Below are 26,992 nucleotides of genomic sequence, written 5' to 3'. Positions count from 1 at the left end.
CTAATTGACTAATTAATCTTCAATTCTTCGCACCCTGTCTAACCAGGTAAATTTTAAAGTGGTTGTCGTGACTAAAAACACAAGCAACGCCACTATAGCTTTTGGATAATCCTTGATAATAAAGAATATTGGTAGCAAAATCATACTCGACTGCCATACAATTCCGATGGCGCAATTGAGCATATCCCGATAGAAATCATTATTTTTTTCGAAAGTATGATCTTCTAATTTCAATGTTCTGTACACCGGATTCCACCATCCCCAGGGTCTTACATTGGTATAAAAAGATTTTAAAACTTCCATATCGGTTGGTTTGCTCAGGAAAGTTCCCAAAAGACAGCCTAAGATAGAGAATCCAAATATTACCGGAAATAAATAAATAGCCTGCACTTCTGATAAATCGTATAAAAAGGATCCCGGTGTGAAATTTCCTTTATTCTGTCCTAAAATAAATTGAAAAGAAGCAACCAGTAATCCGGCAAACATCCCCCAGAAATAGCCCCATCCGTTAAAACGCCACCAGATCCACTTTAGGAAATTGGCTGCAACGTAACCTCCGTATAAGGCACTTGTAATCCATAAGGTCAGTGAATTGATCGAATCTGCAAAGAAGCCCATAAAAACCCCAAGTCCCACTACCAGGAAAGAAGAAATCTGGCTTACTTTGATGTAATGTGCATTGGTGGCAACCGGCTTAAAGTATTTTTTATAAATATCATTTACAATATACGCCGGACCGGCATTTACAAAGGCAGAGAATCCGGACATGAACGCGGCTAATAATCCGGCTAATAAAATTCCTTTTATACCAACCGGAATGTATAAATTCACCACTTTTGGCATTAGTAATTCTAAATCGGCTCCGGTTAAACCTGTATTGGCATTTAATTCCGGTGCCAAATTCATCAGGGCAATGACTACAATTCCTGTGATTAATAAGTACCTCGGAATGAATAAGATCAAATTGGTAAACCCGCTCATATAGGCCGCTTCTTTAACCGATTTGGTCGAAAGAATTCTTTGTAAATCATAACTTGGTGTCGGACCTGCAATACTGGCAAAAAATCCTTTGAATAAAGTCATGCCTATAAAAGCGCCAAACATTTTGTAACCTTCAGAATCGATCAGGTGATTGAAGGTTTGAAATTTATCACTCCACTGCGTTTCAAACTGCCAGCCAAAGAAAACATTTTTCCATTCTTCGGTTATCACCGAATTGATCTGAATATCGGTATAATTGATAAAAGCATAACCGGCAATCAGGACACCGGCAATAATCATAATTAAATACTGCACGACTTCTGTGGCTACAACAGAAAACATTCCGCCTTTAACGGTATAAATCGTAGTTAAGAATATAATAATCAAAGCATACGAACGCTCTGAAGTCAGTAAAATCAAATCGCCATAATGAAGGGTTAAATCCCACGGAAGAATAATGGTTACGAACTTTCCGATTCCTTCAAAAAAGTAAGCGATAAAACCAATGGTCGAAATGATGGCAAAAATGGCAACGATAATGTGCGATGCTTTTCCGGCTCTGTCACTGCCAAAACGGGTTAAAATCCATTCGGAGCCTGTCATAACTTTTGATCTTCTGATCCAGACTGCCAGGAACATCATCACAAAAATCTGATTCCAGATCGGCCACAGCCACATAAACATAAAACTTTTTACACCATACAAAAACAACACTCCAATCATCCAGGAAGTTCCTGAAACATCAAACATTCCTGATCCGTTGCTCAGTCCAAGAAAATACCATTTGATGGTTTTCCCGCCAAGGAAATAATCATCTAATCCTTTTGATGCTTTTCGTGAAATCCAGATTCCTATTCCTACGGAGAGCAGGATATAGGCTACGATAATTGATACGTCAATAATGTCCATTAATTTTATGTTTATTTATAGTTAGTTACGCTAAGTTTTTATTTTTTTATTCCCCAGTTTTTATTGGGTTCCGCTCCCATCACAAAATGAAGTATTCCTCCTTTTAAAATCTGCTGATGTGTAATTACGGTCTGATCGAATGCAACGCCGTTTAAGGTTGCCGACTGGATGTAAAAATTCTTCTCCGAAACATTTTCTGCCTCGATTACAAAAGTTTTTCCCTCCTGAAGGTTGATTGTTGCTTTCTCGAAAATCGGGCTTCCTATTTCATATTCCCCGGAAGCCGGATTCATCGGGTACAGTCCCATGGAACTGAACACATACCAGGCCGACATTTGTCCGCAATCTTCATTTCCGCTTAAACCATTGGGTGTGGTGTTGTATTGGGTATCTAAAATATGACGCACCCAGTATTGGGTTCTCCACGGCTGATTCGCATGATTGAACATATAAGCAATATGATGGCTTGGTTCGTTTCCGTGTGCATACTGGCCAATTAATCCGGAAATATCCGCTGAAACATTATTTCCCGTTATCTCGGAACTTTCGGTAAAAAGCTGCTCTAAACGGCTGGTGAAAATTTCATTACTGCCGTGTAACCGGATAAAATCCTCTACGTTTTGGGGTACAAACCAGCTGTGCTGCCAGGCATTTCCTTCGGTGTAATCGGTATGTTCCCTGTGATTGGAATGTTTGGCATCGAAAGGTTCGTTCCAGGACTTTCCGTCTTCAGATTTTCCTCTCATGAATCCTGTTTTCGGATCGAACAGGAATTGGTAGGCTTTAGAACGTTTCAGGAAAAATTGATAATCGTCATTTTTTCCTAAAGCTTTTGCCATTTGTGCCACACACCAGTCATCATAGGCATATTCTAACGTAATCGTAACGGACTCGTCTAATAAATTGTACGGAATGTAACCGTATTTTTTATATAAATTTAATCCGCGTTCGTCCTGCATCATGGTTGCTTTCATAGCCTGATAGGCTTTTTCGGCATCAAAGCCTTTAATGCCTTTTAAATAGGCGTCAACAATTACCGGAATGGAATGGTATCCTGTCATTGTATTGGTTTCATTGGCGTATAGTGTCCAAACCGGTAATATTTTTTTAGTATCATAATACACTAACATGGAGTTGACAATATCTGAAGTTTTGTCCGGAGCCAGTAAAGTCAATAAAGGGTTTTCGGCCCTGAAAGTATCCCATAGTGATAAGGTCGAGTAAGCGGTATAATCCTTTGCCGTAGCAATCTGATCATCCTCTTTTCTAAACTGACCGTTTTTATCACTATAGGTTACAGGGGCAACCTGTGCGTGGAACATCGCGGTGTAAAAAATTGTTTTTAGGGAGTCGGTCGGAGTTTCGACCTGAATTTTACTCAAAGCGACATTCCATAGGACATCAGCCTGAGATTTTGTTTTTTCGAAAGTTGACTTTTCATCGTCTAAATTATCTTTGGCATTGTCCACACTAACAGAAGAAAGAGCGACCTTTACTAATAGTTCGTTTGTACCGGCAGCTTCAAAAAATAATTGCGCTGCTGTGTTTTCTCCTTCTGCCTTATTTCCTTTAATCAGCTGTTTATTGGCCAATAAAACCGTTTCAGAAATAGGTTTTGAAAATTTTGCCACAAAAAATACTTTCTGGTTTTTGGCCCAGCCGGTACTAAAACGATACCCGCTTATGGTATATTGGTCTTCAATTGTGATTCCGGTTTTTACGGCTTTATCCCAATTAATGGCAAAACCAAGATCGATCACTACAGACTGCGGATCATTTTTGGCAAAGGTATATTTATGGAATGCGGTGCGTTGTGAAGAAGTTAATTCTACATTGATTTTAGGATCTTCAAGAAAAACCTGGTAAGAGCCCGGTGTTGCTTTTTCGTTAACATGACTGTATTTTGATTTATAAGGTAATTGATCGCGTGAAGTTGTTTTAGTGGTTAAGTCCAGTTTTTTATTGACCGGCATAAATAAGATGTCTGCCAGATCGCCAATTCCTGTTCCGCTAAGGTGTAAATGACTGAATCCGGAAACGACAGAGTCTGAATAATGATAACCGGAACACCAGTCCCAGCTCGAAATTCCATTATCAGGACTTACCTGAAGCATACCGAAAGGAACAGTGGCACCAGGATACGTATGTCCGTGTCCGCCAGTTCCTATAAAAGGATCTACATGGCCCGCAAAAATATCTTTTTTGCCGGTATTATTATTTATCTTTATTTTACAGCTTGTAAACAGAATTACAAATAAAATAACAATAGTAAAGTTCCTCATATAAAAACAATCTTAATTTAACTTTAAATTTATATAATTTCCATTTTTATTAAAAGTAATTTAGACGGATGACACTTAAACTTAGATAAACATCAAAAAAAGTCACAAAATACCTCCAATACCATGATTTTAAATTCAGGCAAATTATACCGCATCCAATTGCAATACCACATCATCTTTTGGTTAACTTATTTCGTTTTTAATACGTTTCGCTGGGGCAGTTATTTCAACGATTATGCGTACTCTTTAAAAACCAATTTGTTGGGTTTTCCCATACACATGGCGCTGTGTTACCTGAATATCCTTATTCTGATGCCCAATCTGATTTATAAAAAAAAATACCTCTTGTATGTTATTTCTATTTTATCCGCCATCTTTATTATGGTGGTAGTAAAATTCAATATGACGTACTTACTCATCACACACGACGTTTGGCCGGAAGGCCCCGAAACGATCGATAAATTAACGCTCAATTACACGATTGACATGATGATGGGAGAGCTTTATGTGATGACTTTCGTAACGGCCATCAAGATTACTTTCGACTTTCTGAGAGAACAAAAAAGAGTGACCGATCTCGAAAAGTCACAATTGGAAACCGAATTGCTTTTCCTGAAATCTCAAATTTCCCCGCATTTTTTCTTCAATACGCTTAATAATATTTATTCTCTGGCGGTAGAAAAATCAGATAAAACCCCAAAAATTGTTCTTAAACTTTCGGAGCTGATGCGGTATATGCTTTACGATACTAAAAGCAAAAAGCAAAGTTTGGAAAACGAAATACTTTGTATTCAGAATTACCTGGATTTAGAGCGAATCAGAAACGGGGACCGGCTGGAAATAGACATGTCTGTTTCCGGAGATATACATGACAAAGAAATCAGCCCTATAATATTGCTGACTTTTATTGAAAATGCTTTTAAACACGGGGTAAACAAAAACACGGGAAAAGTAAAGATCGCTATCAGTTTTAAAGTTAAAGAAGACTTCCTTCATTTTACCATTTCAAACCCAACACCAGAAATTACCGTACATAAAGATAATTTTAACAAGTCAAGTGGTATAGGAATTGAGAATGTAAAAAAAAGACTTGAATTAGGTTATAATAAAAATGACTATAAGCTTTCTTTTAAGAATAAAAAGAATATTTTTGTCGTAAAGCTGGTAATTAAGGTATCTTAGTTCTTGTTTAAACTATTTTTTTATACTATCCCCCCCGATTCTTTTACTAAAGAATAAATACTATACTAAAATGAAAATAAATTGTTTGATTATAGATGACGAGCCGTTAGCAATCAATGTTATTAAAAATTACTTAGAGGCCGTTGAAAATTTTGAGGTTACCGCTACTTTCAGCAATCCTATAGAAGGGCTGAATTTTGTAAAAAACAACAAGGTTGACGTGATTTTTCTTGACATTAATATGCCGGTTCTGGATGGTATCAATTTCATTAAAAGTTTAGAAAACCCACCCCTGCTTGTTATCACCAGTGCTTATAGTCAATTTGCAATAGAAACGTACGAATTAGATGTTCTGGATTATCTCGTAAAACCTATCGAGTTTCCCAGGTTAATGAAAACATTAAACAAAATCAGCAAAAGATTAAATACAAGCAGCAGCGGTTCTCCAGTGGAAACCAGTACTGAAAGCCCTTTTATTTTCGTTAAAATTGATAAGAAGAGAATGAAAAAAATCTTTTTTAATGAAATTCTGGTTATTGAAAGCCTGAAAGATTATTTAAAAATAAACACCTTAACAGGCAAATACATTATTCACAGTACCTTATCTGATTTTACAGATTTATTGCCCGAAAGAAACTTTTTAAGAATCCACCGTTCCTATACCATTGCCATTGACAAAATTGATGCTGTTGAAGGAAATAGTATTGAGATTGAAGGGCTTCGTTATGTCATTGGAAGATCGTATATTGATCATGTCAAACAAAGGATTTTAAATTCTCCGCTGTAAACGAAATACTATTTGATGTTATAAAAAAAACCTTTATCAAAGTTTTGAAACTTTGATAAAGGTTTTTTTTTGATTTTGACTGAGGAATTACTTTGCGCCCCTCGACTTCGCTCAGGGGATAAAAATTATGGTGAGAAAAAAATAACATAAAAAAAATGCGACCCTAAGGCCGCATTTTCAACATACAGGTAACTAACCAAAATAAACCATTTAAAAAATAATTTATTGTATTTTAAACCAATGAAAACTAAAAATAATAACGTTTGAATGCTTCAATAGCGGAGTAATCTGCTAATCCTAAAGCATGATATTTTTCTGCTGTTAATCTGTTTCTGTCTTCTACCCTTACCCAGAATTCACGACTGTCATCTCCCTGAAACATCACGCCATCTTTTTGAGACTGGTGATAAAAAATAGCATGACGCTTTTTAAGCACCTGATCAGGACTCATAGGAACTGCCATTTCGATTTGGTAGGATTCCCACTCATGCCATGCACCGCGATACAGCCATACCCAGCAATCATCCATATAACTTTTGGTTTTCAGTCTTTTTAAGGCTTCAAACAAACTATCCAGACACACTTTGTGCGTTCCGTGCGGATCTGCCAAATCTCCTGCTGCATAAATCTGATGCGGTTGTATTCTTTCGATGATATCACACATAATTTTAATATCAGCTTCAGAAAGATTATTTTTCTTTACTGTCCCGGTTTCATAGAAAGGCAGGTCAAGGAAATTGACATTGGTATCCGGCAAGCCCAAATATCGGGTTGCTGCCAACGACTCACTTCTTCTGATTAATCCCTTTAATTTCCTAACTTCCAATAAGTCAATATCATTGCTTTTTTTACTTTTCAAAAAGTTGATGATATTTTCAGATTCCACAGAATTGGCATTTAATGCTTTTGAAATTTCAGCAAATTTTAGCGCTTCTTCATTCGAAACTGCAATATTTCCTGAGGTCTGATACGCAATATGCACATCATGCCCCTGCTCTACCAATCTGTCAAAAGTTCCTCCCATCGAAATAACATCGTCATCCGGATGCGGACTGAAAATGATAATTCTTTTTCGTTCCGGAGTCGCGCGTTCCGGTCTGTATGTATCGTCGGCATTTGGTTTTCCTCCGGGCCATCCGGTAATCGTCTGCTGCATTTTGTTGAACATTTTAATGTTCAGGTCATAGGCAGTTCCTTCTTCGGTCAACAGACTCGACATACCGTTGTCGTTATAATCTTTATCTGTTAATTTAAGGAAAGGTTTTTTAGTCAGTTCACTTAACCAGGCAACGGCTTTCAGTTTTAGTTCTTCTGTCCAAATCACCGATTTAACCAACCACGGTGTTTTTACTCTGGTTAATTCAGACGAAGCTTCTGTATCTAAAACAAATGTTGTGTTGTTGTGCTCTTGTAAATACGTTGCCGGTACTCGTGAAGAAATCTCTCCTTCTATGGTTTCCTTTATAATTCCCGCTTTGCTGATTCCCCATCCGAGAAGTACAATCCTTTTGGCATTTTTTACCGTACCAATTCCCATTGTAATGGCTTTTCTGGGTACATTATCAATACCTAAAAACGAAGAGGCAGCATCTGTACGCGTCAAATGATCCAGGGTTATGCTTCTTGTTCCGGAATTCACGTGCGATCCGGGTTCATTAAAACCAATATGCCCGGTTCTTCCTATTCCTAAAAGTTGAAAATCCAATCCGCCATAGGCTTTAATTTTCATTTCATAATCAATACAATATTGCTGCAAATCCTCATTGCTTACGTTTCCGTCGGGAATATTAATATTTCCCGGAAGAATATTCACATGATTAAAAAGGTGCTCATGCATAAAGTGATGGTAGCTTTGAATGTTATTTTTATCCATCGGATAATATTCATCCAGGTTGAAGGTGACTACGTTTGAAAAACTCAAACCCTCTTCTTTATGTAATCGTACTAATTCTTCATAAACTTTAATTGGAGAAGATCCTGTTGCCAGTCCTAAAACGCAAGGTTCATTTAATTCTTCTTTCCGCTGAATTATGTTTGCTATTTCCTGAGCTACTAATACCGAAGCTTCCTGAGACGATTCGAAAATCACATTATGAATCTTTTCAAAACGTGTTTCCTCAAACTTTCCAGCTTCTTTAAAATGTATACCTTCTTTAATCATTTGTCTCTAATTCATTTATTAATATGTTAAAATTAAATCTTTATGAATGTAAAAAATTAAAAATTCGACTAATAACGTAATACCTTCGGCAAAAGACATAATTAGAAACTTTAAAAAAAATGAAGCCTGATTAATCGTGACAAATACTACTCAATAACGTTTATTTCGGCTATCGAAACGGTCTGTCCTTTCCCCACCGCGGCAACTGCGACAAAACGGATATATCGCGCCTTAACCTCCTGAAAAACTTTAAATTGCTCAATCGGATTATTTTTAATATTCGAAAATTCACCTTCTGATTGTTTGGTCCATTTTACAGCATCTGTACTCGTGTAAAATTCGTAATTGGAGATCAGGTTAAGATTATTTCCCACTTGCTGCGGAACATAGGTGAACCCTTTTATTTTCAGAATAGCCCCCATATCTAATGTAATTTCCTGTGGAAGTTTGTCAGACGCATTACCAAAGCCCCAGTCTGTATTTGGGTTTCCGTCTATAATACGGTCTATTGTAGTAAGATCTCCACTGGAGGCAGAAAGCACTTTCCATTTTTCTTTAGAAATTCCATATCTGGCTGTAGTTACGGCACTGCTTATTTTTTCTTCCTGATTAATGGCAATTGCTTTTATCACGACTGCTTTATTGTATTGGAAGGTTCCTTTATACGGCGTACTTTTTAGGGTTGGCTTTTTTCCGTCAACAGTATAATATACCGCATTTCCGGGTTCAGAAGTAATGGTAACCGTTCCGTTTTTATCCCGTTTAATTTCAGGAGCACGCACAAATGTCGGTGCATTATACCCCTCAATATTCGAAATAACCACACTGGCTTTTGAATCGGTAATATTTATTTTGAGGGCCGATGCCACAACTCTTTCCAGTCTTAAAATTCTTTTGTAGCCAATAGTCGTTTCATGGGCAATTGTTTTCCATTGGCCCTCAACTTTAGCTTCCACTGTAAAGGCTTTCACACGTTGCCCTAACTTTATATATTCCTGAAGCAGGATACGGTCTATTGCCGTTGGTTTATCAAAAGTAAATTCAATAGAAGCTGTTTTTATAGTATCGTCTGTTGCCCAAAAGGTATCTTTATTGCCATCTGTAACATTTTTAGCAGCAAACTCCGCCTTGTTCCCCCTGACATTAGCAGCGGTAACTTTGCTTTTGGCCAATAGTTCTGTTTTGAAATCTGCTTTTATAGTAGCCACTAATTCTTTAAGTCTTGCGACATCATTTTCATGAACCAAACCTCTTCTGTCAACAGGAAGATTCAATAATAAATTGGCATTTCGTCCGATCGATTCATAATAAATATCGACCATTTCATCCAGCGGACGAACTTTATCATCTTCTACCGCATGGTAAAACCATCCCGGTCTTATAGAAACGTCAGCTTCTCCCGGAACCCATCTTTCTCCGTCTTCATGTCCGGACATAAATTCTGTATAATGTACTTTTCCGGCCAGTTCATCTTTTTGACGCAAAAGACTCCAGTTTGTTTTTCCGGCACGGCCTTCTTCATTTCCAATCCATCTGGCTTCAGAAGGCCCTACTCCCCAGACAAGTGTTTTGGGCGCTAGTTCATAGATCATCTTATAGGTTTCATCCCAATTGTAATATTCTAAGGTATTTATTTTTCGGGTTTCATTTGCGCCTCCATAATAACCGTCACCGCCGTTGGCACCATCAAACCACATTTCGAAAACATCTCCGTAATTGGTCAGCAGTTCTTTCAATTGATTTCTGAAATACGTAATATATTCCGGTTTACCATATTCCGGGTGATTTCTGTCCCAGGGAGACAGGTATAAGCCTAATTTCAAATCATACTCCTTACAGGCTGCAGCGAGTTCTTTTACCAGATCCCCTTTTCCATTTTCCCACGGAGAATTTTTTACGGATCGTTCGGTATATGCCGACGGCCACAGGCAAAACCCGTCATGATGCTTGGCAACCAGTATAATTCCTTTCATACCCGCTTCTTTCACAACTCGTGCCCATTGGCGCACATCTAAATGGGTCGGATTGAATAACTCCGGAGCTTCATCGCCGTACCCCCATTCTTTATTGGTAAAGGTATTTAGCGAAAAATGTATAAAAGCATAAAACTCCATTTCGTGCCAGTCCATTTGCTTTTGTGTGGGCAGAGGACCAAATGGTGCGGGGGATTTCACCAATTCCTGAGATTCAATTGATGGTATTACGAAAAAAAAACTCAGCAGCAGAAATGAAGTTCTAATCAGATTCATAATTATGTTGGTGTTTATAAGCGAATTAAAATTTAAATTTAAAATAAATCTGTATGCTGCCGTATACTATTTCGACCAACAGCAATTCTAAAAGAGTAACGGGGAAAATAGAGGTGCTATCAGGAAGAAAAACTTTTGAAGTAACTATTTTTGGCTGTAAGCTATTAAAATCGATTTGATTAAAAGCAGAATACCTTTTTTCTCTCTTTTTTCTTCCTTAAATTCCTTAAATTTGCCAAAAACCGTAATAAAATTAGTTTTATATTAGCAGACAAAATCCAGACCCAATTTAAGGCTAATTAATCCATTACAGGAGTTTTAATTTTGATTGGCTGTACAGCATAAAAAGGCTGAAACGTTTTAAGCGTTTTCGGTAAAATACCTTCAGATGGCATCTGAAAAAAAATGTTTTTTTACACAAAACCGCAGCACATTAAATTTCACAGTAACAAAATGAAACAAAATTATAATCTTTTATTAGCAGACGATGACGAAGATGATTGTGTTTTCTTTAAAGAGGCATTGGATGAACTGCTTTTACCAGTATCACTTGTAACAGTGAATGACGGCGTACAGCTTATGGATTTTTTATCTGATAAGTCTGTTGAAAATCTTCCTGACATCCTTTTTCTGGACTTGAATATGCCCCGAAAAAATGGTTTTGAATGTCTTACCGAGATAAAAAAAATCGTCAGTTTACAACACCTGCCGATTATTATATTTTCGACTTCACTTGACATGACTATTGTTGATACCGTGTACGAAAAAGGAGCTTTGTATTACATCAGGAAACCTGGTGATTTTTCTAAATTAAAAAAAGTGATCGGAAATGCACTTGCCATAACAACCGAAAATAATTTCAAACAACCTGTAAAAGAGCATTTCATCCTTCAACCGTAAATTTTATTTGAATGGCGCATACCAATAATGAGTATTATTTTCTAGCCGGTGGTGGAGAAATGGGCGAACAGATTCGTGCCAAAGACTGGAGCAAAACTTCTTTGGGTGATCCTGAAAACTGGCCACACAGTCTTCAAACCATGGTAACGGTAATGCTTCATAATCCTTTTGGAATGTATATCGCCTGGGGTGAAAATTATACTCAATTGTACAATGATGGCTTTCGTCCTATTCTTGGTTCCAGCAAACATCCACAGGCTTTAGGAATAAGCTCGGAAATTACATTTTCGGAAATCTGGGAAATTATAGGCCCAATGTTTACTGATGTAAGGAACGGAAAAGCGATTGGTTTTCCGGATTTCATGGTACCCTTAAACAGAAATGGGTTCACAGAAGAATGCTATTTTGATTTTTCATACAGTCCGATTAGAAAAGAAGACGGAGAAGTAGGCGGAATTCTGGTTACTGTTATAGAAACTACAGAAAAGAAAAAAACTGCCGAAGCATTAAAAGAAAGCAACACAAGATTTATAAACAATATCATGCAGGCTCCTGTTGCCATGTGTGTGTTCAGAGGCAAAGATCATGTTGTTGAAATTGCCAATAAACAAATGATCGAATTATGGGGTGTTCAAAGTGAAAACGTACTCAACAAACCTATTTTTGAAGCATTGCCGGAGACAAAAAATCAATATCTCGAAGATTTACTTGACAATGTCTATCGTACCGGAGAGAAATTTACTGCCAACGAACAACTTGTGCAGCTGCCTCGAAAAGGAAAAACAGAAGATACCTATATCAATTTTGTTTATGAAGCGCTGACAGAACCGGACGGAACTATTTCGGGCATTGTAGCAATTGCGATTGAAGTTACGGCACAGGTACTTGCGCGCTCTAAAGTAGTAGAAAGCGAACAGAAAATAAGACAGTTGGTCGAGAATGCTCCCTTTCCGATTGCAGTTTATGTTGGAAAAGAAATGCGTATTGAACTTGCTAATGAATCGATCATTAATTTATGGGGCAAGGGAAATAATGTTATTGGAAAATCATTTAAAGATGTTCTGCCTGAACTTGATAATCAGCTTGTATTTGAGCAGATAAAAAATGTTTTGGAGACCGGAAAATCTTTTCATACCACAAATACACCCCTTGACCTGACTATAGAAGGCAAATTACAGACCCATTATTTCAATTATAGCTTAACACCATTATATGATATAAATGGTGTAATTTATGGTGTAATGAACACCGGAGTTGATCTGACCGATCTGAATCTTGCCAAGAAAAAAATAGAAGAAAGCGACAAACGTTTCCGTAATACCGTAAAACAGGCCCCTGTTGGAATAACGATCTTACGCGGTCGAAATTATATGGTCGAAATGGCAAATGAAGCCTATCTCAAACTGGTAGGCAGAGAAGAAGCTGATTTTGTTGGCAGGCCCTTATTCGATTCCTTACCGGAAGTTAGAGCAACTGTAAATTCACTATTAGAAGGCGTTTTAAAAACAGGGACTCCTTATCATGGAAATGAAGCTCCTGTTCCTATAAACCGATATGGAAAACCAGAAGAAATCTTCTATTTTGATTTTCTTTATCATCCTTTAAAAGAAGAAAATGGCGAAATTTCGGGTATAATAGTGACTGTAACAGACGTAACCGAAAAAGTAGAAGCCCGAAAAAAAACAGAGCTTAACGAAGAAAGACTAAACATTATCGTAGATGCCAGTGAACTTGGTACCTGGGAGCTGAATGTAAAAACCAAAGACTTCCAATACTCTAAAAGATATATTGAAATTATAACAGGAAACGGAAATAATTTAAATTTAAGTCACGCTGAACTGGTAAAACACCTTCATCCTGATGATCTTCGAATTAGGGAAAAGGCTTTTAAAGAAGCATTTGTTTCAGGATACATTCAATATGAAGCCCGTTTAATCTGGGCAGATGATTCTATTCATTGGATAGAAGCAAAAGGAAAAGTGTTTTTTGATTCAGAAAACCAGCCCGAAAAGCTCTTAGGTACAGTAAGGGATATTACAGATGAAAAACAATATCAGCAGAAAATTGAGGAAAGCGAAAAAAGATTCCGTAATCTGGTTATGCAGTCTCCTGTACCAAAAGCAATACTTAAAGGCAGCGATTTAATAATCGAAATGGCCAATGTCGCACTGTTGAAAAACATTTGGAAAAGAAAAGAAAGCGACATTCAGGGCAAAAGAATATTTGATGTATTCCCTGAACTTAAACAACAAAAATACGGAAGGCTTTTAAATGAAGTATATAAAACCGGGAAAGTACATTCCGAATCCGAATCCCCCATATTCATTGACGGTGAAAACGGGAAACAAAAATTTTATATCGATTTTGAATACGCTCCCTTAAACGAAACAGACGATACACTTTCAGGAATAAAAATGACTTTAATTGATGTAACGGAAAAAGTTGAAGCCAGAAAGAAAATAGAAGAAAGTGAAAAACGTTTCCGTTCACTGACCGAAAGTATTCCTCAGCTGATCTGGGAAACAGACGAAAAAGGAAATGCTTTGTTTGCTTCAGGAAAATGGGTGGAGTTTACCGGAATTCATCCAAAAGGAGAAGAAGAATGGAAATCGATCATTCATCCGGATGATTTTGAAGAAAATGCCAGAATATGGAGTCATAGTCTGTTAACAGGAGAACTTTACCGTTGTGATGTTCGTATAAAAAGTAAAAGCGGCGGCTACCGCTGGCATACTGCAATTAGTGAGCCTGTTTTGGATAAAGACAATAAAATTATAAAATGGGTAGGCGCTTTCACAGATATTCAGACCGAAAAAGCTTTTACCCATGAGTTGGAAAAACAGGTAGCAGAGCGAACCAAAGAGCTGGAAAAGAACAATATTGATCTCGAGAAAATGAATAAGGAACTTCAGTCTTTTGCTTATATCTCCAGCCATGATTTGCAGGAACCTTTAAGGAAAATCCAGACTTTTGCAACACAAATCATAGAAAGGGAATCTCAAAATCTATCTGAAATCGGGAAAGACAAATTCCAGAGAATGCAAAATGCGGCCCAGAGAATGCAGACCTTAATTAATGATTTGCTTTCCTATTCAAGAACCAGCACTTTAGAGAGAGTCTTTGAGAAAACGGACCTTTCTGAAATCATCAATGAAGTCAAAGAAGATTTGAAAGAAGAACTGGAACAAAAAAACGCCACTATTGAAATTATTGAAGGCTGTGAATTAGGTGTTATTCCATTTCAGTTCAGGCAATTGATCTATAATCTCGTCAGCAACTCTCTTAAATTTTCAAAGCCGGAAATTCCACCGGCCATAAAAATAAAATGCAAAATAGACATAGGCGAAAACTTTAATAACGAAGCACTTAGTAACAACAAAGAATACTGCCATATCAACATTACAGATAATGGTATTGGTTTTGACGAGCAGTACAACACAAAGATATTTGAAGTATTTCAGCGTTTGCACGGGAGGGAACTATACAACGGAACCGGAATCGGTCTGGCCATCGTAAAAAAAATTGCAGAAAACCATAACGGATTTATTACCGCCAAAGGAAAACCAAATGAAGGTGCTTCTTTTGATATCTATATCCCTGTAACTTAAAAATAAAAAAATACGGAAACAACTTCACAAGTCGTTTCCGTATTAATCCCAATCCATAAAGATCAGGGTTTGAGCTCAAAGTTTTTACTATCTGGTATAAACTGTAATTACACCTGTAGCTTTGTCTTTTATTTTCAGTTCTTTATTAGTAAGATTCATGATATCTGAAGTTGTAGTTACACCACCGATAACAAGAGTCAAATCATTATGAGATCTTACATAAGTCCCTGTAGTTTCTGTTAAGGCACAAGCAGAACCTTCATAATCACCTACAACTGCTGAATTACTTAATTTTAATTCTAAGTAATCTCCCGGACATCCGCTTTGATTTTCAGGAGCATCAACCAATTGTTCGCTTCCGTCCGGAGCAACAATACCCTGTTTACTAAGATTGTATTTCCCTTGTAGAGGCACAATCGTTTCTCCTTCATTATCATCGTTACTGCAAGATGTTGCGAAAACACCTAAGCCTAAAGCTACTACTAATACTATTTTTTTTAAATTTTTCATGATCTAATTTGTTTAATTATTTGTTTGTTATAAAGGCAAAATTAACAGGAAACAACTTGAAGAATGTTCTACAATTTTTTGATTTTATTACATAATTTATGTTTTAAGATAATTTTAAGCTAAAACTTTGCATTATCATTAGATTTTATTCAAATGCAATTTTTCAACTCATTTTCGTTATTCTTAAACAAAAAAAACAGTTAACTATTTAGTAAACTTTACGTTACTGTTAATTCACATCTGTTTTATTAATTTGATCAAAACAAATTATCATGAGATTCTTCAGCTTAAATTTTTTAGTTTCATTTAAAGAATGGCTTTTCTTAAAAGCCATGCAATCTTCTTTCCTTCATTAATAGACTTCAAATCATAAAAGGAAAGCAGTACTTAAATGAATAAAACAGAAAACGCACTTTTAAATAAAGAACAATTTGGAGAGGATTTCCTGTGGGGAGTTTCTACTGCGGCTTTTCAAATTGAAGGAGCACACGATGCCGATGGCAAAGGACCTTCTATCTGGGATGTCTTTACCTCGAAAAAAGGTAAAATAAAAAATGGTGATCATGCCCTGTCAGCCTGTGATTTCTATAATTACTACAAGAATGATATTGCATTAATTCGTGAATTAAACATTCCCAACTTTAGATTTTCCATAAGCTGGCCCCGAATTATGCCCACCGGAATTCATCCTGTAAACCAATCCGGAATCGATTACTACAACAAAATCATTGATTTTTTATTAGAATGCAATATCGAACCCTGGGTTACACTCTATCATTGGGATTTACCGCATGCCTTAGAAGAAAAAGGAGGCTGGACCAATCGTGAGTCGGTTTCGTGGTTTTCAGCCTACACAGAAGTTTGTGCAGAGCACTTTGGTGACCGGGTAAAAAACTGGATGGTAATCAACGAACCCTCTGTGTTTACGGGAGCAGGCTATTTTCTTGGAATTCATGCGCCGGGTAAAAAAGGCCTGACCAATTATCTCAAAGCCATGCACCATGTCACCTTATCTACAGCTGCAGGTGCGAAAATTTTACGCGAAAAGGTTTCAGGCGCAAATATCGGCACTACATTTTCCTGTACCCATATCGAACCCGAAACAGAAAAAAGGAAAGATATTGAAGCCGCAAAACGTGTCGATACGTTACTCAACAGGACTTTTATAGAACCTATCTTAGGACTTGGATATCCAAAGAATGATTTGTCGGTCCTTAAAAAACTCAACAGTTATATTCTGGAAGATGATCTGAATAATATGGCTTTTGATTTCGATTTTATTGGCTTGCAATGTTACACCAGGGAAATCGTAAAAGCCTCCTTGCTGACTCCCTATATCGGAGCCGAATTGGTAAGCGCGGAGAAAAGAAATGTAATCTCTACTGAGATGGGCTGGGAAGTCTACCCTCCTGCCCTTTATCATACGATCAAAAGATTTAATGCCTACAAAAACATAAAGAAAATTATCATTACCGAAAACGGTGCCGCTTTTCCTGACGAAGTCAAAAACGGAAAAGTATATGATATCCGTCGCACGCAATACATTCGCGATCATTTGGAACAATTGCTGAAAGCCAAAAAAGACGGCTATAATGTTGATGGTTATTTTGTCTGGAGCTTAACAGATAATTTTGAATGGGCCGAAGGATATAATGCCAGATTCGGGCTAATTCATATTGATTTTGAAACCCAGAAAAGAACCATCAAACAATCCGGACTATGGTTTCGTGATTTTTTAGGGCAAAGCATATAAAAACCAAAGAGGAAAAGAGTTTAAACTCTTTTCCTCTTTTCTATTAGAAATTAAATCATCGCAATTGCCCTGTTTTATACAGAATCATTTCAAGGCTCAAATACACTTCTCTACTATTTTCAAGCGGAAAATCTTAAAAGTTCCCATCCATCCTGTTAATTCCACTGGCTTTATCCGGACGAAAACTTCTCCGTTTCCCGTTATGCCTTTGTCAATTTCTTTAATCCAAAAATCGGATTTAAATTCTTCAAGGATAACTACTTTCATGTTTTTATATTTTGTATTATTGTTAGTATTAAAAATTTCTATTGCAAAATTCTGCAATATTTGACTGTAAATTGTTGTAAAATCATGTTCTAAAAGTGTATTTTTTTGTTATGATAAACGATGTATTACATGAACCGTATGAGCTGGTTCTGAAAGATTTAACGGAAGAATGCCCAAGAGGCGGACACATGCACAGTTTTTTTGAACTGGCATATATTGTACAAGGCAGCGGAATACAGCACCTTAACAACAATACACTTCCTTACAAAACAGGTGATTTGTTTTTACTGACTCCCGACGACATGCACCGTTTTGATTTTGAAGAGCCTACACAATTATTCTTTATCCGTTTTAATAACTACTATTTAAGCGGGGCCTATCAGCAGGAATTGTTGCAGCGAATTGAAATAATCCTTAAAAATGCTTCGCATGAACCGGGCTGTGTCATAAAAAACGAGGACGATATGATTATCGTTCAGCCCATTATGGAAGCCATTATCAGGGAACATGGCAAAAGAGGATTGTATCATACCGAATTGCTTTCGCATTACATCAAAACGCTGCTCGTCATCATTGCACGAAATATCATGATGAGCCTTCCGGAGAAAATCAACGACCATAGTGATGAGAAAGTGGTTCGCATCCTGCAATACGTACAGGCCAATATTTATGATCCGGAAAAGCTGAAAGGATTCCATATCAGTAATAAATTCGGGATTTCCGAGACGTATCTGGCCCGTTTTTTCCGCAAGCACACCAATGAGACCTTACAGGAATATCAAACCAATTATAAGCTTAAATTAATTGAAAACCGCTTATTGAATACCAACATGCGTATTAATGAAATTTCTGCTGAATTTGGGTTTACCGATAAAAGCCATTTTAATAATATGTTCAAAAAACACAGGGGCGTAAATCCAACAGAATTCCGAAAGATGTTTTTTGGCTTTGGTAATTTTTAAATGAATATAAACCAATAGCAGCCAGGAACTACTATAGATTAGAAAGCTGAATTTATTAGAAATTTTGATTTGCGACGAAAACCAATTATATTTGTGAGAAAAATTACACTAATTAAAACAGTGTAGATTATATAAACTATATTTGTTAAAATAAATTTTTAGAAGTGGCACAGTCAGCATTATTTTTATCCGGAGAAATTCTAAAACGGGCAAAAGAACAGGACATTGAGATTTCTAATATGTCTCTGCAAAAACTTTTGTTTATTGCCAATGGTTTATATCTTGCCAAAAACGGCGTTCCTTTAATTCAGGAGCCTATCGAAGTCTGGCCTTATGGTCCGGTTATTAAAAATGTTTATCTCGAATTTAAAGAATATGGGAACTCAGCTATAAAAAAAATTCCATTGACTTATTCTCTCAATCAGAACAAAGAACTTGATAAAGCTGCCGACGATGTTATAGAATTTACTTTGGAAGTAGCCAAAAATCTTAATGCGATACAATTATCAAACTGGACACACCTTCCTGAATCTCCGTGGACAGAAGCAAAAAGAAACAACGAAAAAGAAATATCCAACGACCTCATGATTCAATATTTCAAGAAATTTGTAAATAAACCTATCAGCGAATAATGGCAGGAGGTTTTAATTTAGGTGGTCTTATAAGCGATGTCGCTAATGCGCCTGCGAGTTCGGTATCTATTGCAGAGTTTATTTCTTATGAAAAACACCGCTCCGATATTCAAAATTCCAATCAGAACATGGTGGAAAGAAAACGCTATGCAGAATACATTTTTTCTTTTACCTGCATCTGGTGTATCTGTATCTTTTTTATCCTGATGTGGAAAGGTCTTGGTAAACTAAATCTATCTGATGAAATCATCATAACGTTAATTGGTTCTACCACCCTGAACGTATTGGTTTTCTTTACTCTGGTGACCAAATATCTTTTTAATTCGGAGAAATCTACCTAAACGATAATCTGAAAAATCTCTTCAAAACCGCTCATCGTCGCTGGATTTGTGGAGGCATTTTTTTTTCTTTTAAAATAAAAAACCTTCCGAAAGCGAACTCTCGAAAGGTTTTAATCTACAACTTAATAACAATTTTTATTTCCAACCACCGCCTAAGTCTTTGTAAACATTGACTGCTGCATTTAATTGGTCTTTTTTGGTTTCTATCAGTTCTAATTTAGATTCCAAAGCGTCACGCTGTGTCATCAAAACTTCGAAATAATCTACTCTTGCCGATTTAAACAAGTCGTTAGAAACATCGATTGATGTGTTTAAAGCCGCTACTTGCTGTGATTTTAAATCGTAGCTTTTTTCTAAATTACTAATTTTGGAAAGTTCGTTTGAAACTTCCAGATACGCATTTAAAACAACACGATCGTAATTGTACAACGCCTGAAGCTGTCTTGCATTGGCATTACTGAATTCCGCTTTGATTGCATTTCTGTTAATCAGCGGTGCAGCCAGATCACCTGCCAGGGAATACAAAAGCGATTCCGGAAACGTCAACAGGTACGAAGGATTAAAAGCATTTACGCCTACTGCAGCTGAAATATCCAATGAAGGATAAAATTCGGCACGGGCCACTTTCACATCCAGTTTTGCAGCGGTAAGCTCCATTTCTGCCTGTTTAATATCAGGACGGTTCTGTAATAATTGAGAAGGGATCCCAGAATTAACAGTTGATGGCAACAAACTTAAAAAGTTGTTTCTATCTCGCTTAATTTCCTGTGGATATTGACCCACCAAAAAGTTAATTCTGTTTTCCGCTTCTTTTATTTGCTGAAGAATTTCAAATTCTTTGCTTTTAGAATTCATAACCTCAGCCTGGAATTTCTGAACACCCAATTCTGTTGCTCTGGCTGCCTGTTTCTGAATTTTTACGATTTCTAAAGCATTCGATTGCAATTCTATATTTTGTTTTACAATGTCTAACTGACTGTCCAGCGCTAATAATTCGTAATACGAATTAGCGATTTCAGCGATCAGATTGGTCACTACAAAGTTTTTCCCTTCTACGGTTGATAAATATCTACTTACTGCTGCCTTCTTGGAATTGCGCAGTTTTTTCCAGATATCTACTTCCCAGTTGGCATAAGCTGCTACCACAAAATCCCCAAGCGGATCCGGTGTTTCTTTACCGGGTTTAATTTCTGTAGTCGCATCACCTGCCCCCTGGCTGGTATATCGACCTACTTTCTCTACTCCTGCACCCGCTCTGATACCAACAGTTGGCAAATAAGCCCCTTTTTTGATACGAACGTCATTCTTTGCGATTTCAATTTCCTGCAAAGTGATCAGTAATTCCTGATTATTTTTCAGGGCCGTATCGATCAGATTGACCAGATTTTGATCTTTAAAGAAATCGCGCCACGGAATAGTAGCCGTATTTGTTGTATCCTTGCTGCTGGTGTAAGCTTCAGGAACAACTGCTTTATTTGAAGTTTCGGTTGTGGCCTGCGGAGCCTTGCAGCTTACCGCTGCAAGACAAAGACCTAACGCAATACTATATTGTAACTTGAATTTATACATGATTATCATCAATTTCTTCTGTTAATGGATTCTCTTCTTCATTTTTTACCAGTTTGTGCTTCTCTGATATTTTTGCAAAAATGTAATACAATCCAGGAATAACAAATACTCCGCAAATGGTTCCTACAAGCATACCGCCGGCAGCCGCTGTACCAATAGTTCTGTTCCCTATTTTACCCGGTCCGGAAGCAAAAGCAAGTGGCAGTAATCCGGCTATAAAAGCAAATGAAGTCATCAAAATAGGACGGAACCTTGCTTTGGCACCTTCCATGGCTGCTTCTAAAACCGTTTTTCCTGCAGCATGCCTTTGTATGGCAAATTCCACAATCAATACGGCATTTTTACCCAAAAGACCAATAAGCATTACCATCGCCACCTGAGCATAAATATTATTCTCTAATCCCGTTAATTTTAATAAAAGGAAAGCTCCAAAAATACCTGCTGGTAAAGAAAGGATCACCGATAATGGCAGAATAAAACTTTCGTACTGTGCTGCTAAAACCAGGTAAACAAATCCCAAACAGATTAAGAATACCCAAATGGCCTGATTTCCCTGTGCTACCTCATCGGCAGAAATACCTGCCCAGTCAATATCATAACCCCTTGGTAATTTTTCGGCAGCTACTTCCTGAATTACTTTAATCGCTGTACCACTGCTATATCCCGGAGCGGCACCACCACTAATTTCAGTAGAAGTATACATATTATGTCTTGTAATCTCTGAAAGACCGTATACTTTTTCTAATTTCATAAAGGCAGAAAAAGGCACCATTTCATCACGATTGTTTTTCACGTAAAGTTTTAAAATATCATCTGGCTGCGCACGATATTCCGGAGCTGCCTGAACGATTACTTTATAATTAATTCCGTACTTGATGAAACTGATTTCGTAGTTACTTCCCACAAGAGTGGACAAGGTATTCATCGCATTTTCAATCGAAATTCCTTTTTGCTGTGCCAGATCATTGTCAACTTTCATCATGTATTGTGGAAAACTGGCACTAAAGAAACTAAAGACATTCGATAGTTCTTTGCGTTTGTTCAGTTCTCTTACAAACTCATTATTGATGGTTTCCATTTTTCTGTAATCACCAGAACCCGTTTTATCCAGCAAACGAAGTTCAAATCCTCCTGCTGCTCCATATCCCGGTACTGCAGGCGGCTGGAAAAATTCGATATTGGCACCCGGAATATCTTTCGATTTTTCTTCCAGTTCCGTCATAATTTCCTGTACAGATTGTTTTCTGTCGTTCCAGTCTTTAAGATTGATCAGACAGGTTCCCGCATTCGATCCGGTACCTTCCGTCAAAATTTCATAACCTGCCAGAGAAGAAACCGATTTTACTCCTTCTACCGTTTCGGCAATTTTTTGTAATTTCTCGGCAATATTATTCGTTCTTTCTAATGATGAACCCGGAGGTGTCTGGATAATAGCATAAAACATCCCCTGATCCTCATTCGGAATAAATCCGGAAGGAACGGTGCTGCTGATTAACCATGTTCCCGCGCAAAAACCTAAAAGCGCAATAATGGTAACGGCTCTTCTGTTTACAATTGTAGCTAATACGTTTTGGTATTTCCCTTGTGCCAGGTTGAACTTGTTATTAAATCCGTCTATAAATCTGTTAACAGGTGTTTTCTTTTTAGGTTTACCATGAGTGTTTTTCAACATCATTGCACAAAGTGCCGGTGTCAGCGTCAAAGCCACAATACCGGAAAGTATAATCGCTGTTGCCATTGTAATCGAAAACTGTCTGTAAAATACTCCCACAGGTCCGGACATAAAGGCCACCGGGATAAATACCGCAGCCATCAGGAACGTAATCGCAATAATAGCTCCTGCAATCTCGTGCATCGCTTTTTTAGTTGCCTTAAGTGCCGACAGATGTTCTTCTTCCATCTTGGCGTGAACGGCTTCAATAACTACAATCGCATCATCGACCACGACTCCAATAGCCAAAACCAGGGCAAATAAAGTAATTAAGTTCAATGAAATATCAAAGAAGGTCATGAAGATAAAAGTTCCGATCAGGGAAACCGGTACCGCAATCGCCGGAATAATCGTTGAACGCCAGTCTCCTAAGAAAAGGAATACTACCAATCCTACCAGAATAAAAGCTTCAACCAAAGTGTGAATTACTTTTTCAATAGAAGCATCTAAGAATTTAGAAACGTCATAAGAGATTTCATAATCCATTCCTTTTGGGAATTTTTGCTTGATTTTCTCCAGTTTTGCTTTAACATCCTCAATAACCTGATTGGCATTACTTCCAAAAGATTGTTTCAATACAATAGCCGCAGATGGCTTACCATTCAAATTCGAATAAATATCATACATCGAACTTCCAAATTCAACTTTGGCCACATCTTTCAGACGTAGAAGTTCTCCGTTACTATTGGATCGCACTACAATATTCTCATATTGTTCTTTGGTTGTAAAACGTCCGGAATATTTCAGTACATATTCGAATGCCTGAGATCTTTTACCGGAACTTTCTCCTGTTTTACCAGGTGAAGCTTCTAAACTCTGGCTTGATAATGCTTCCATTACCTCATCGGCAGATATTTTATAAGCTAACATACGGTCAGGTTTCAGCCAGATACGCATCGCATATTCACGTGTTCCCAAAATATCTCCGGATCCGATACCATTTACCCTCTTCAACTCGGATAATACATTGATATCTGCATAGTTGTACAAGAACTTCATGTCGGTATTTGGATCTGTACTGTAAAGATTCACATACATCAACATACTCGGAACCTCACGTGTAATCTTTACACCTTCTCTAACAACCAACGGAGGTAGTTTGTTTGTAACCGAAGCTACACGGTTCTGAACGTTAATCGCAGCCTGATTAGGGTCAGTACCCAGATTAAATACGACCTGAATACTCGCTTCACCGTCATTTCCGGCATCAGAAGTCATGTATTTCATTCCGGGAACTCCATTTAAAGCTCTTTCCAACGGAATAACAACCGATTTGATCATCAATTCACCATTAGATCCAGGGTAATCTGCCGTAACGTTTACCATTGGCGGCGAAATGGATGGGAATTGGGTGATCGGTAAATTCAATACCGACAATACCCCTAAAAAGACAATAATCAGCGATATTACTATCGACAGTACTGGTCTTTGAATAAATTTATTAAACATTTTTATATTTTTTTAATGATTAAACCAATTAAACCTATTCAGCTTTTAAGCGCAAATGATTCAGTACCTCTTTAGGAGATTGGAACTCATATTTAATTTTATCGTTGTCTCTTACTTTCTGAACGCCTTCCAGTAAAATTTTATCATTTTCAGTAAGTCCGCTGCTTACCACATATAAATCCGGGATTTCACCTGTAATCGTAATTTCTTTTGAACTTACTTTATTGCTTTTATCCACCACAAAAACATATTTTTTGTCCTGAATCTCATAAGTAGCTTTTTGTGGAATTACGATCGCATTTCTCAACGGTACAAGCATCTGAACCTGCCCTGTTTCACCATTTCTAAGTAATTTACCGGTATTTGGGAATCTTGCTCTGAACGCAATGTTTCCGGTTTCGTTGTTAAATTCACTTTCGATTACCTCAACATTACCTTTGTATTTAAAGGTATCTCCGTTAGCCAGAACCAAACCTACTTTGGTTTCTGCACGGTCTTTTATATCAGTTTGATATTGCAGGTATTCCGGTTCCGAAACATTGAAATAAGCAAACATCTGACTGTTGTCAGAAAGGCTTGTCAATAATTCCCCTTCGTCGATAAGACTCCCTAATTTTAACGGAATTCTGTCGATAGTTCCGTCAAACGGAGCTCTGATTTCCGTAAATGATAAATGAAGTTTTGCTAATGCCACCTCAGCTTTTGCGGATTGTAATTTGGCCTGAGCCACACTCAATTCGTTTTTGGAAACGATATTTTTATCTGCCAGTAATTTAGCATTTTGCAGTTCAATTTCTACTGATTTTTGTTCTGCCTGCGCTTTTAGTAATTCCGCCTGATACATGTTTGGCATAATTCGGAACAAAAGCTGACCCGCTTTTACAAACTGGCCTTCATCAACATAAATATTTTGCAGGAATCCTTTTTCCTGAGCACGGATTTCAATATTTCGGACAGATTTGATCTGCGAAACATATTGTTTGGTAAACGAAGTATCAATTTTTACAGGATTGGTTACTGTAAATTTTTCAGCTTCTTCTTTTTCTTCTTTTTTTGATGTACAACTGGTAAGGCACAACAAGGCATATAAGCCCGTTAACACGACAATTCTTTTCATGGTATAATAAATGGAAATTAAGCGATTGAATAATGGGAATAGAAACTTTCCCGGTCTGAAAATAATCAGTCGCCAGAATAAAACGTGAAACGTTAGAATGAAAAAGTATTTTAAAAATACTGTCCGCACTTATGCATGATCACGCTTATTGGTAACCGATGTATAAAAAGGAATCAGATTCTTAAAACTCTCTGAGTAATATAGATAGGATTTGACTCGCCACAAGATGGCGATAAGAATTCAAAACGATTATAGGAATTTACAGCCATCTGACGAGAGAATGTCAAATAGAGTTTAGCTACTAAGCTGTAATTGGCTGTAAAATATTTATTTAAAAGTCCGTCTTTAAGAGTATCGTTACCCAGACATTCTTCATCAAGATCTACATCGGCATCTTCAATTACTGAATTACCCTGATCCTGATTGGTAAATTTAACGCGATGTCTTTTCTCAAGATTGTGATGAGGGCCCTGGTGAGTTTCAGCATTAAGATATTGCCCTCCGCCCAGCAGAAGGAAATTCATGAATACTAAAAATACTACTAACTTTCTCATTTGAGTGCGAAAGTAATAAAAGATTGGAATAAAAAAAATAAAATAAGAAAGTCTTAACAAGTTGAAAGAAACGAAAACGTTTTCATTTTTTCATTCTGTTAATTTTAGTCGTTATTGCCTGAAAAGACAAGGCTTAAGACATTGTGAATTCGATAAAAAACAAACTGCAAAAATAAACATCAGGTTATTAATCAGGGGTTTAAAAACAGAATATTTAAAAATTCAGGCATAGTGTTTTTTGAGTACCTGTTCTACAATAAAATCTCCATTATAGTAAAATTTTTTCCGGATTTTGTAAAAATTTTATGTGTATCTGACATTCCAAATTTCTCATAAAATGATTTTTTATTTGTTCTGGCATTGCACCAGACTTTTTTCAATTCTTTTTCTTTTGCCAGTTTTAAAATAAAACGCAATAATTCAGAAGCAATTCCTTTTCCCTGATATTCTTCCAAAGTGGCTAATTTTCGAAATTGCATTTCATCACCATCAATAAAACAGGAAACTATCGAAACCAGTTTTTCTCCGATAAAAACCCCAAAATGCAATCCGGAATCATCCTCGGCCAGCTGCACAAACTCAAAAGGCTTATCGGGCCACATTACTTCATGTCTGATTGTCCAGGTTTGCGACGCTTTAATTGCTCTGATTTCCATATTAATTTGAAAATGTATTCAAAACCTCCATGGCTTTACCGGCATCTTTTTTAGCAATAAAAATGTGGTCGTGATAAAATGCCGCCACCACATTACAACTAATCCCTTTTTCTGAAAGTGCCTTTGAAAATGCCGCCGTTAAACCTACTGCTTCCAGTGAGGAATGAACCGTAAGGGTTATCCAGGACATAATAATGGAATATTCCAGCTTTAGTTTATCGGCTGTTTCCTTTTTTAAAATTAAGGTGACAGCTTCTTTTTCGCGGAATAACATTTCTATTTCTTCCAGATTTACAGTCCCAACTTCTTCCATTTTACAAAAAACAAATTCACCCTGATTTAGCTCCGGCTTCATACTTTGAAGCAATTTTTGCAGCTCTTTTTCTCCAGACATTTTAAATTAGTTTTAGTT

At 37.1% G+C, this 26,992-nt stretch carries 20 protein-coding genes; 8 read left to right on the top strand and 12 right to left on the bottom strand.

The window, feature by feature from the left end:
• Nucleotides 1-12: 12 nt before the first annotated feature.
• Both GJU43_RS02020 and GJU43_RS02015 read right to left on the bottom strand, forming a co-directional pair.
• Nucleotides 13-1,890, bottom strand: a complete 1,878-nt coding sequence (locus GJU43_RS02020; RefSeq protein ID WP_154339182.1) for a sodium:solute symporter family protein — start codon at nucleotides 1,888-1,890, stop codon at nucleotides 13-15.
• 38 nt (nucleotides 1,891-1,928) lie between these two features.
• Nucleotides 1,929-4,172 (bottom strand): GH92 family glycosyl hydrolase, encoded by a 2,244-nt coding sequence (locus tag GJU43_RS02015; RefSeq protein WP_154339181.1) that lies wholly within the window; start codon nucleotides 4,170-4,172, stop codon nucleotides 1,929-1,931.
• 123 nt (nucleotides 4,173-4,295) lie between these two features.
• Between GJU43_RS02015 and GJU43_RS02010 the strand changes: the two genes are divergently transcribed.
• Nucleotides 4,296-5,354 carry a sensor histidine kinase gene (locus GJU43_RS02010; protein WP_154339180.1) on the top strand — a complete coding sequence of 353 codons (1,059 nt, stop codon included), beginning with the start codon at nucleotides 4,296-4,298 and terminating at the stop codon, nucleotides 5,352-5,354.
• Nucleotides 5,355-5,424: 70 nt separating this feature from the next.
• On the top strand, nucleotides 5,425-6,141 hold the full coding sequence (locus GJU43_RS02005) for a LytTR family DNA-binding domain-containing protein (RefSeq protein WP_154339179.1): 717 nt from the start codon (nucleotides 5,425-5,427) through the stop codon (nucleotides 6,139-6,141).
• Between the two features lie 247 nt (nucleotides 6,142-6,388).
• Here the strand turns inward: GJU43_RS02005 and nagB are convergent, their stop codons facing one another.
• Both nagB and GJU43_RS01995 read right to left on the bottom strand, forming a co-directional pair.
• Nucleotides 6,389-8,302, bottom strand: a complete 1,914-nt coding sequence (gene nagB / locus GJU43_RS02000; protein ID WP_154339178.1) for a glucosamine-6-phosphate deaminase — start codon at nucleotides 8,300-8,302, stop codon at nucleotides 6,389-6,391.
• A 146-nt stretch (nucleotides 8,303-8,448) separates the two neighbouring features.
• Nucleotides 8,449-10,551: an alpha-L-fucosidase gene (locus GJU43_RS01995; RefSeq protein ID WP_154339177.1), complete on the bottom strand. Its 2,103-nt coding sequence runs from the start codon at nucleotides 10,549-10,551 to the stop codon at nucleotides 8,449-8,451.
• Between the two features lie 453 nt (nucleotides 10,552-11,004).
• Here GJU43_RS01995 and GJU43_RS01990 point away from each other — a divergent pair, with 453 nt between their 5' ends.
• Both GJU43_RS01990 and GJU43_RS01985 read left to right on the top strand, forming a co-directional pair.
• Nucleotides 11,005-11,451, top strand: coding sequence for a response regulator (locus tag GJU43_RS01990; protein WP_154339176.1), 447 nt, complete (start codon nucleotides 11,005-11,007; stop codon nucleotides 11,449-11,451).
• Nucleotides 11,452-11,462: 11 nt separating this feature from the next.
• Complete coding sequence (locus tag GJU43_RS01985; RefSeq protein WP_154339175.1) at nucleotides 11,463-15,059, top strand: PAS domain-containing protein; 3,597 nt, start codon at nucleotides 11,463-11,465, stop codon at nucleotides 15,057-15,059.
• Nucleotides 15,060-15,146: 87 nt separating this feature from the next.
• On the opposite strand, the gene GJU43_RS01980 is transcribed toward GJU43_RS01985, so the two are convergent.
• Complete coding sequence (locus GJU43_RS01980; protein ID WP_154339174.1) at nucleotides 15,147-15,569, bottom strand: lipocalin family protein; 423 nt, start codon at nucleotides 15,567-15,569, stop codon at nucleotides 15,147-15,149.
• Between the two features lie 391 nt (nucleotides 15,570-15,960).
• Here GJU43_RS01980 and GJU43_RS01975 point away from each other — a divergent pair, with 391 nt between their 5' ends.
• The gene (locus tag GJU43_RS01975) at nucleotides 15,961-17,322 is read left to right on the top strand and encodes a GH1 family beta-glucosidase (RefSeq protein WP_154339173.1); all 1,362 of its coding nucleotides are present in this window, start codon (nucleotides 15,961-15,963) and stop codon (nucleotides 17,320-17,322) included.
• A 96-nt stretch (nucleotides 17,323-17,418) separates the two neighbouring features.
• Here the strand turns inward: GJU43_RS01975 and GJU43_RS01970 are convergent, their stop codons facing one another.
• Nucleotides 17,419-17,589 (bottom strand): hypothetical protein, encoded by a 171-nt coding sequence (locus GJU43_RS01970; protein WP_154339172.1) that lies wholly within the window; start codon nucleotides 17,587-17,589, stop codon nucleotides 17,419-17,421.
• A 110-nt stretch (nucleotides 17,590-17,699) separates the two neighbouring features.
• Between GJU43_RS01970 and GJU43_RS01965 the strand changes: the two genes are divergently transcribed.
• The 3 genes from GJU43_RS01965 to GJU43_RS01955 all read left to right on the top strand — a co-directional run bounded on the left by GJU43_RS01965 (nucleotide 17,700) and on the right by GJU43_RS01955 (nucleotide 19,524).
• Nucleotides 17,700-18,551, top strand: coding sequence for an AraC family transcriptional regulator (locus GJU43_RS01965; protein WP_154339171.1), 852 nt, complete (start codon nucleotides 17,700-17,702; stop codon nucleotides 18,549-18,551).
• A gap of 164 nt (nucleotides 18,552-18,715) precedes the next feature.
• Nucleotides 18,716-19,183 carry a type II toxin-antitoxin system antitoxin SocA domain-containing protein gene (locus tag GJU43_RS01960; RefSeq protein WP_154339170.1) on the top strand — a complete coding sequence of 156 codons (468 nt, stop codon included), beginning with the start codon at nucleotides 18,716-18,718 and terminating at the stop codon, nucleotides 19,181-19,183.
• The gene (locus GJU43_RS01955; RefSeq protein ID WP_154339169.1) at nucleotides 19,183-19,524 is read left to right on the top strand and encodes a hypothetical protein; all 342 of its coding nucleotides are present in this window, start codon (nucleotides 19,183-19,185) and stop codon (nucleotides 19,522-19,524) included. The genes GJU43_RS01960 and GJU43_RS01955 overlap by 1 nt, the downstream gene beginning before the upstream one ends.
• A gap of 135 nt (nucleotides 19,525-19,659) precedes the next feature.
• Here the strand turns inward: GJU43_RS01955 and GJU43_RS01950 are convergent, their stop codons facing one another.
• The 6 genes from GJU43_RS01950 to GJU43_RS01925 form a co-directional block, all read right to left on the bottom strand.
• A complete protein-coding gene (locus GJU43_RS01950; RefSeq protein ID WP_154339168.1) occupies nucleotides 19,660-21,093 on the bottom strand; it encodes a TolC family protein in 1,434 nt (477 codons plus the stop codon).
• Nucleotides 21,086-24,253: an efflux RND transporter permease subunit gene (locus GJU43_RS01945; protein WP_154339167.1), complete on the bottom strand. Its 3,168-nt coding sequence runs from the start codon at nucleotides 24,251-24,253 to the stop codon at nucleotides 21,086-21,088. The genes GJU43_RS01950 and GJU43_RS01945 overlap by 8 nt, the downstream gene beginning before the upstream one ends.
• 34 nt (nucleotides 24,254-24,287) lie before the next feature.
• Nucleotides 24,288-25,370, bottom strand: a complete 1,083-nt coding sequence (locus GJU43_RS01940; protein ID WP_154339166.1) for an efflux RND transporter periplasmic adaptor subunit — start codon at nucleotides 25,368-25,370, stop codon at nucleotides 24,288-24,290.
• A gap of 173 nt (nucleotides 25,371-25,543) precedes the next feature.
• Nucleotides 25,544-25,924 carry a hypothetical protein gene (locus tag GJU43_RS01935; protein ID WP_154339165.1) on the bottom strand — a complete coding sequence of 127 codons (381 nt, stop codon included), beginning with the start codon at nucleotides 25,922-25,924 and terminating at the stop codon, nucleotides 25,544-25,546.
• 251 nt (nucleotides 25,925-26,175) lie between these two features.
• Nucleotides 26,176-26,580, bottom strand: a complete 405-nt coding sequence (locus GJU43_RS01930) for a GNAT family N-acetyltransferase (protein WP_154339164.1) — start codon at nucleotides 26,578-26,580, stop codon at nucleotides 26,176-26,178.
• 1 nt (nucleotide 26,581) lies between these two features.
• Nucleotides 26,582-26,974: an ACT domain-containing protein gene (locus GJU43_RS01925; RefSeq protein ID WP_154339163.1), complete on the bottom strand. Its 393-nt coding sequence runs from the start codon at nucleotides 26,972-26,974 to the stop codon at nucleotides 26,582-26,584.
• Nucleotides 26,975-26,992: the final 18 nt, after the last annotated feature.

This window comes from Flavobacterium sp. LC2016-23, assembly GCF_009674775.1.
Classification (GTDB): Bacteria; Bacteroidota; Bacteroidia; order Flavobacteriales; family Flavobacteriaceae; genus Flavobacterium.
Note: the sequence above shows the minus strand (reverse complement) of the source record. Positions and strands in the feature narration are given on the sequence as shown.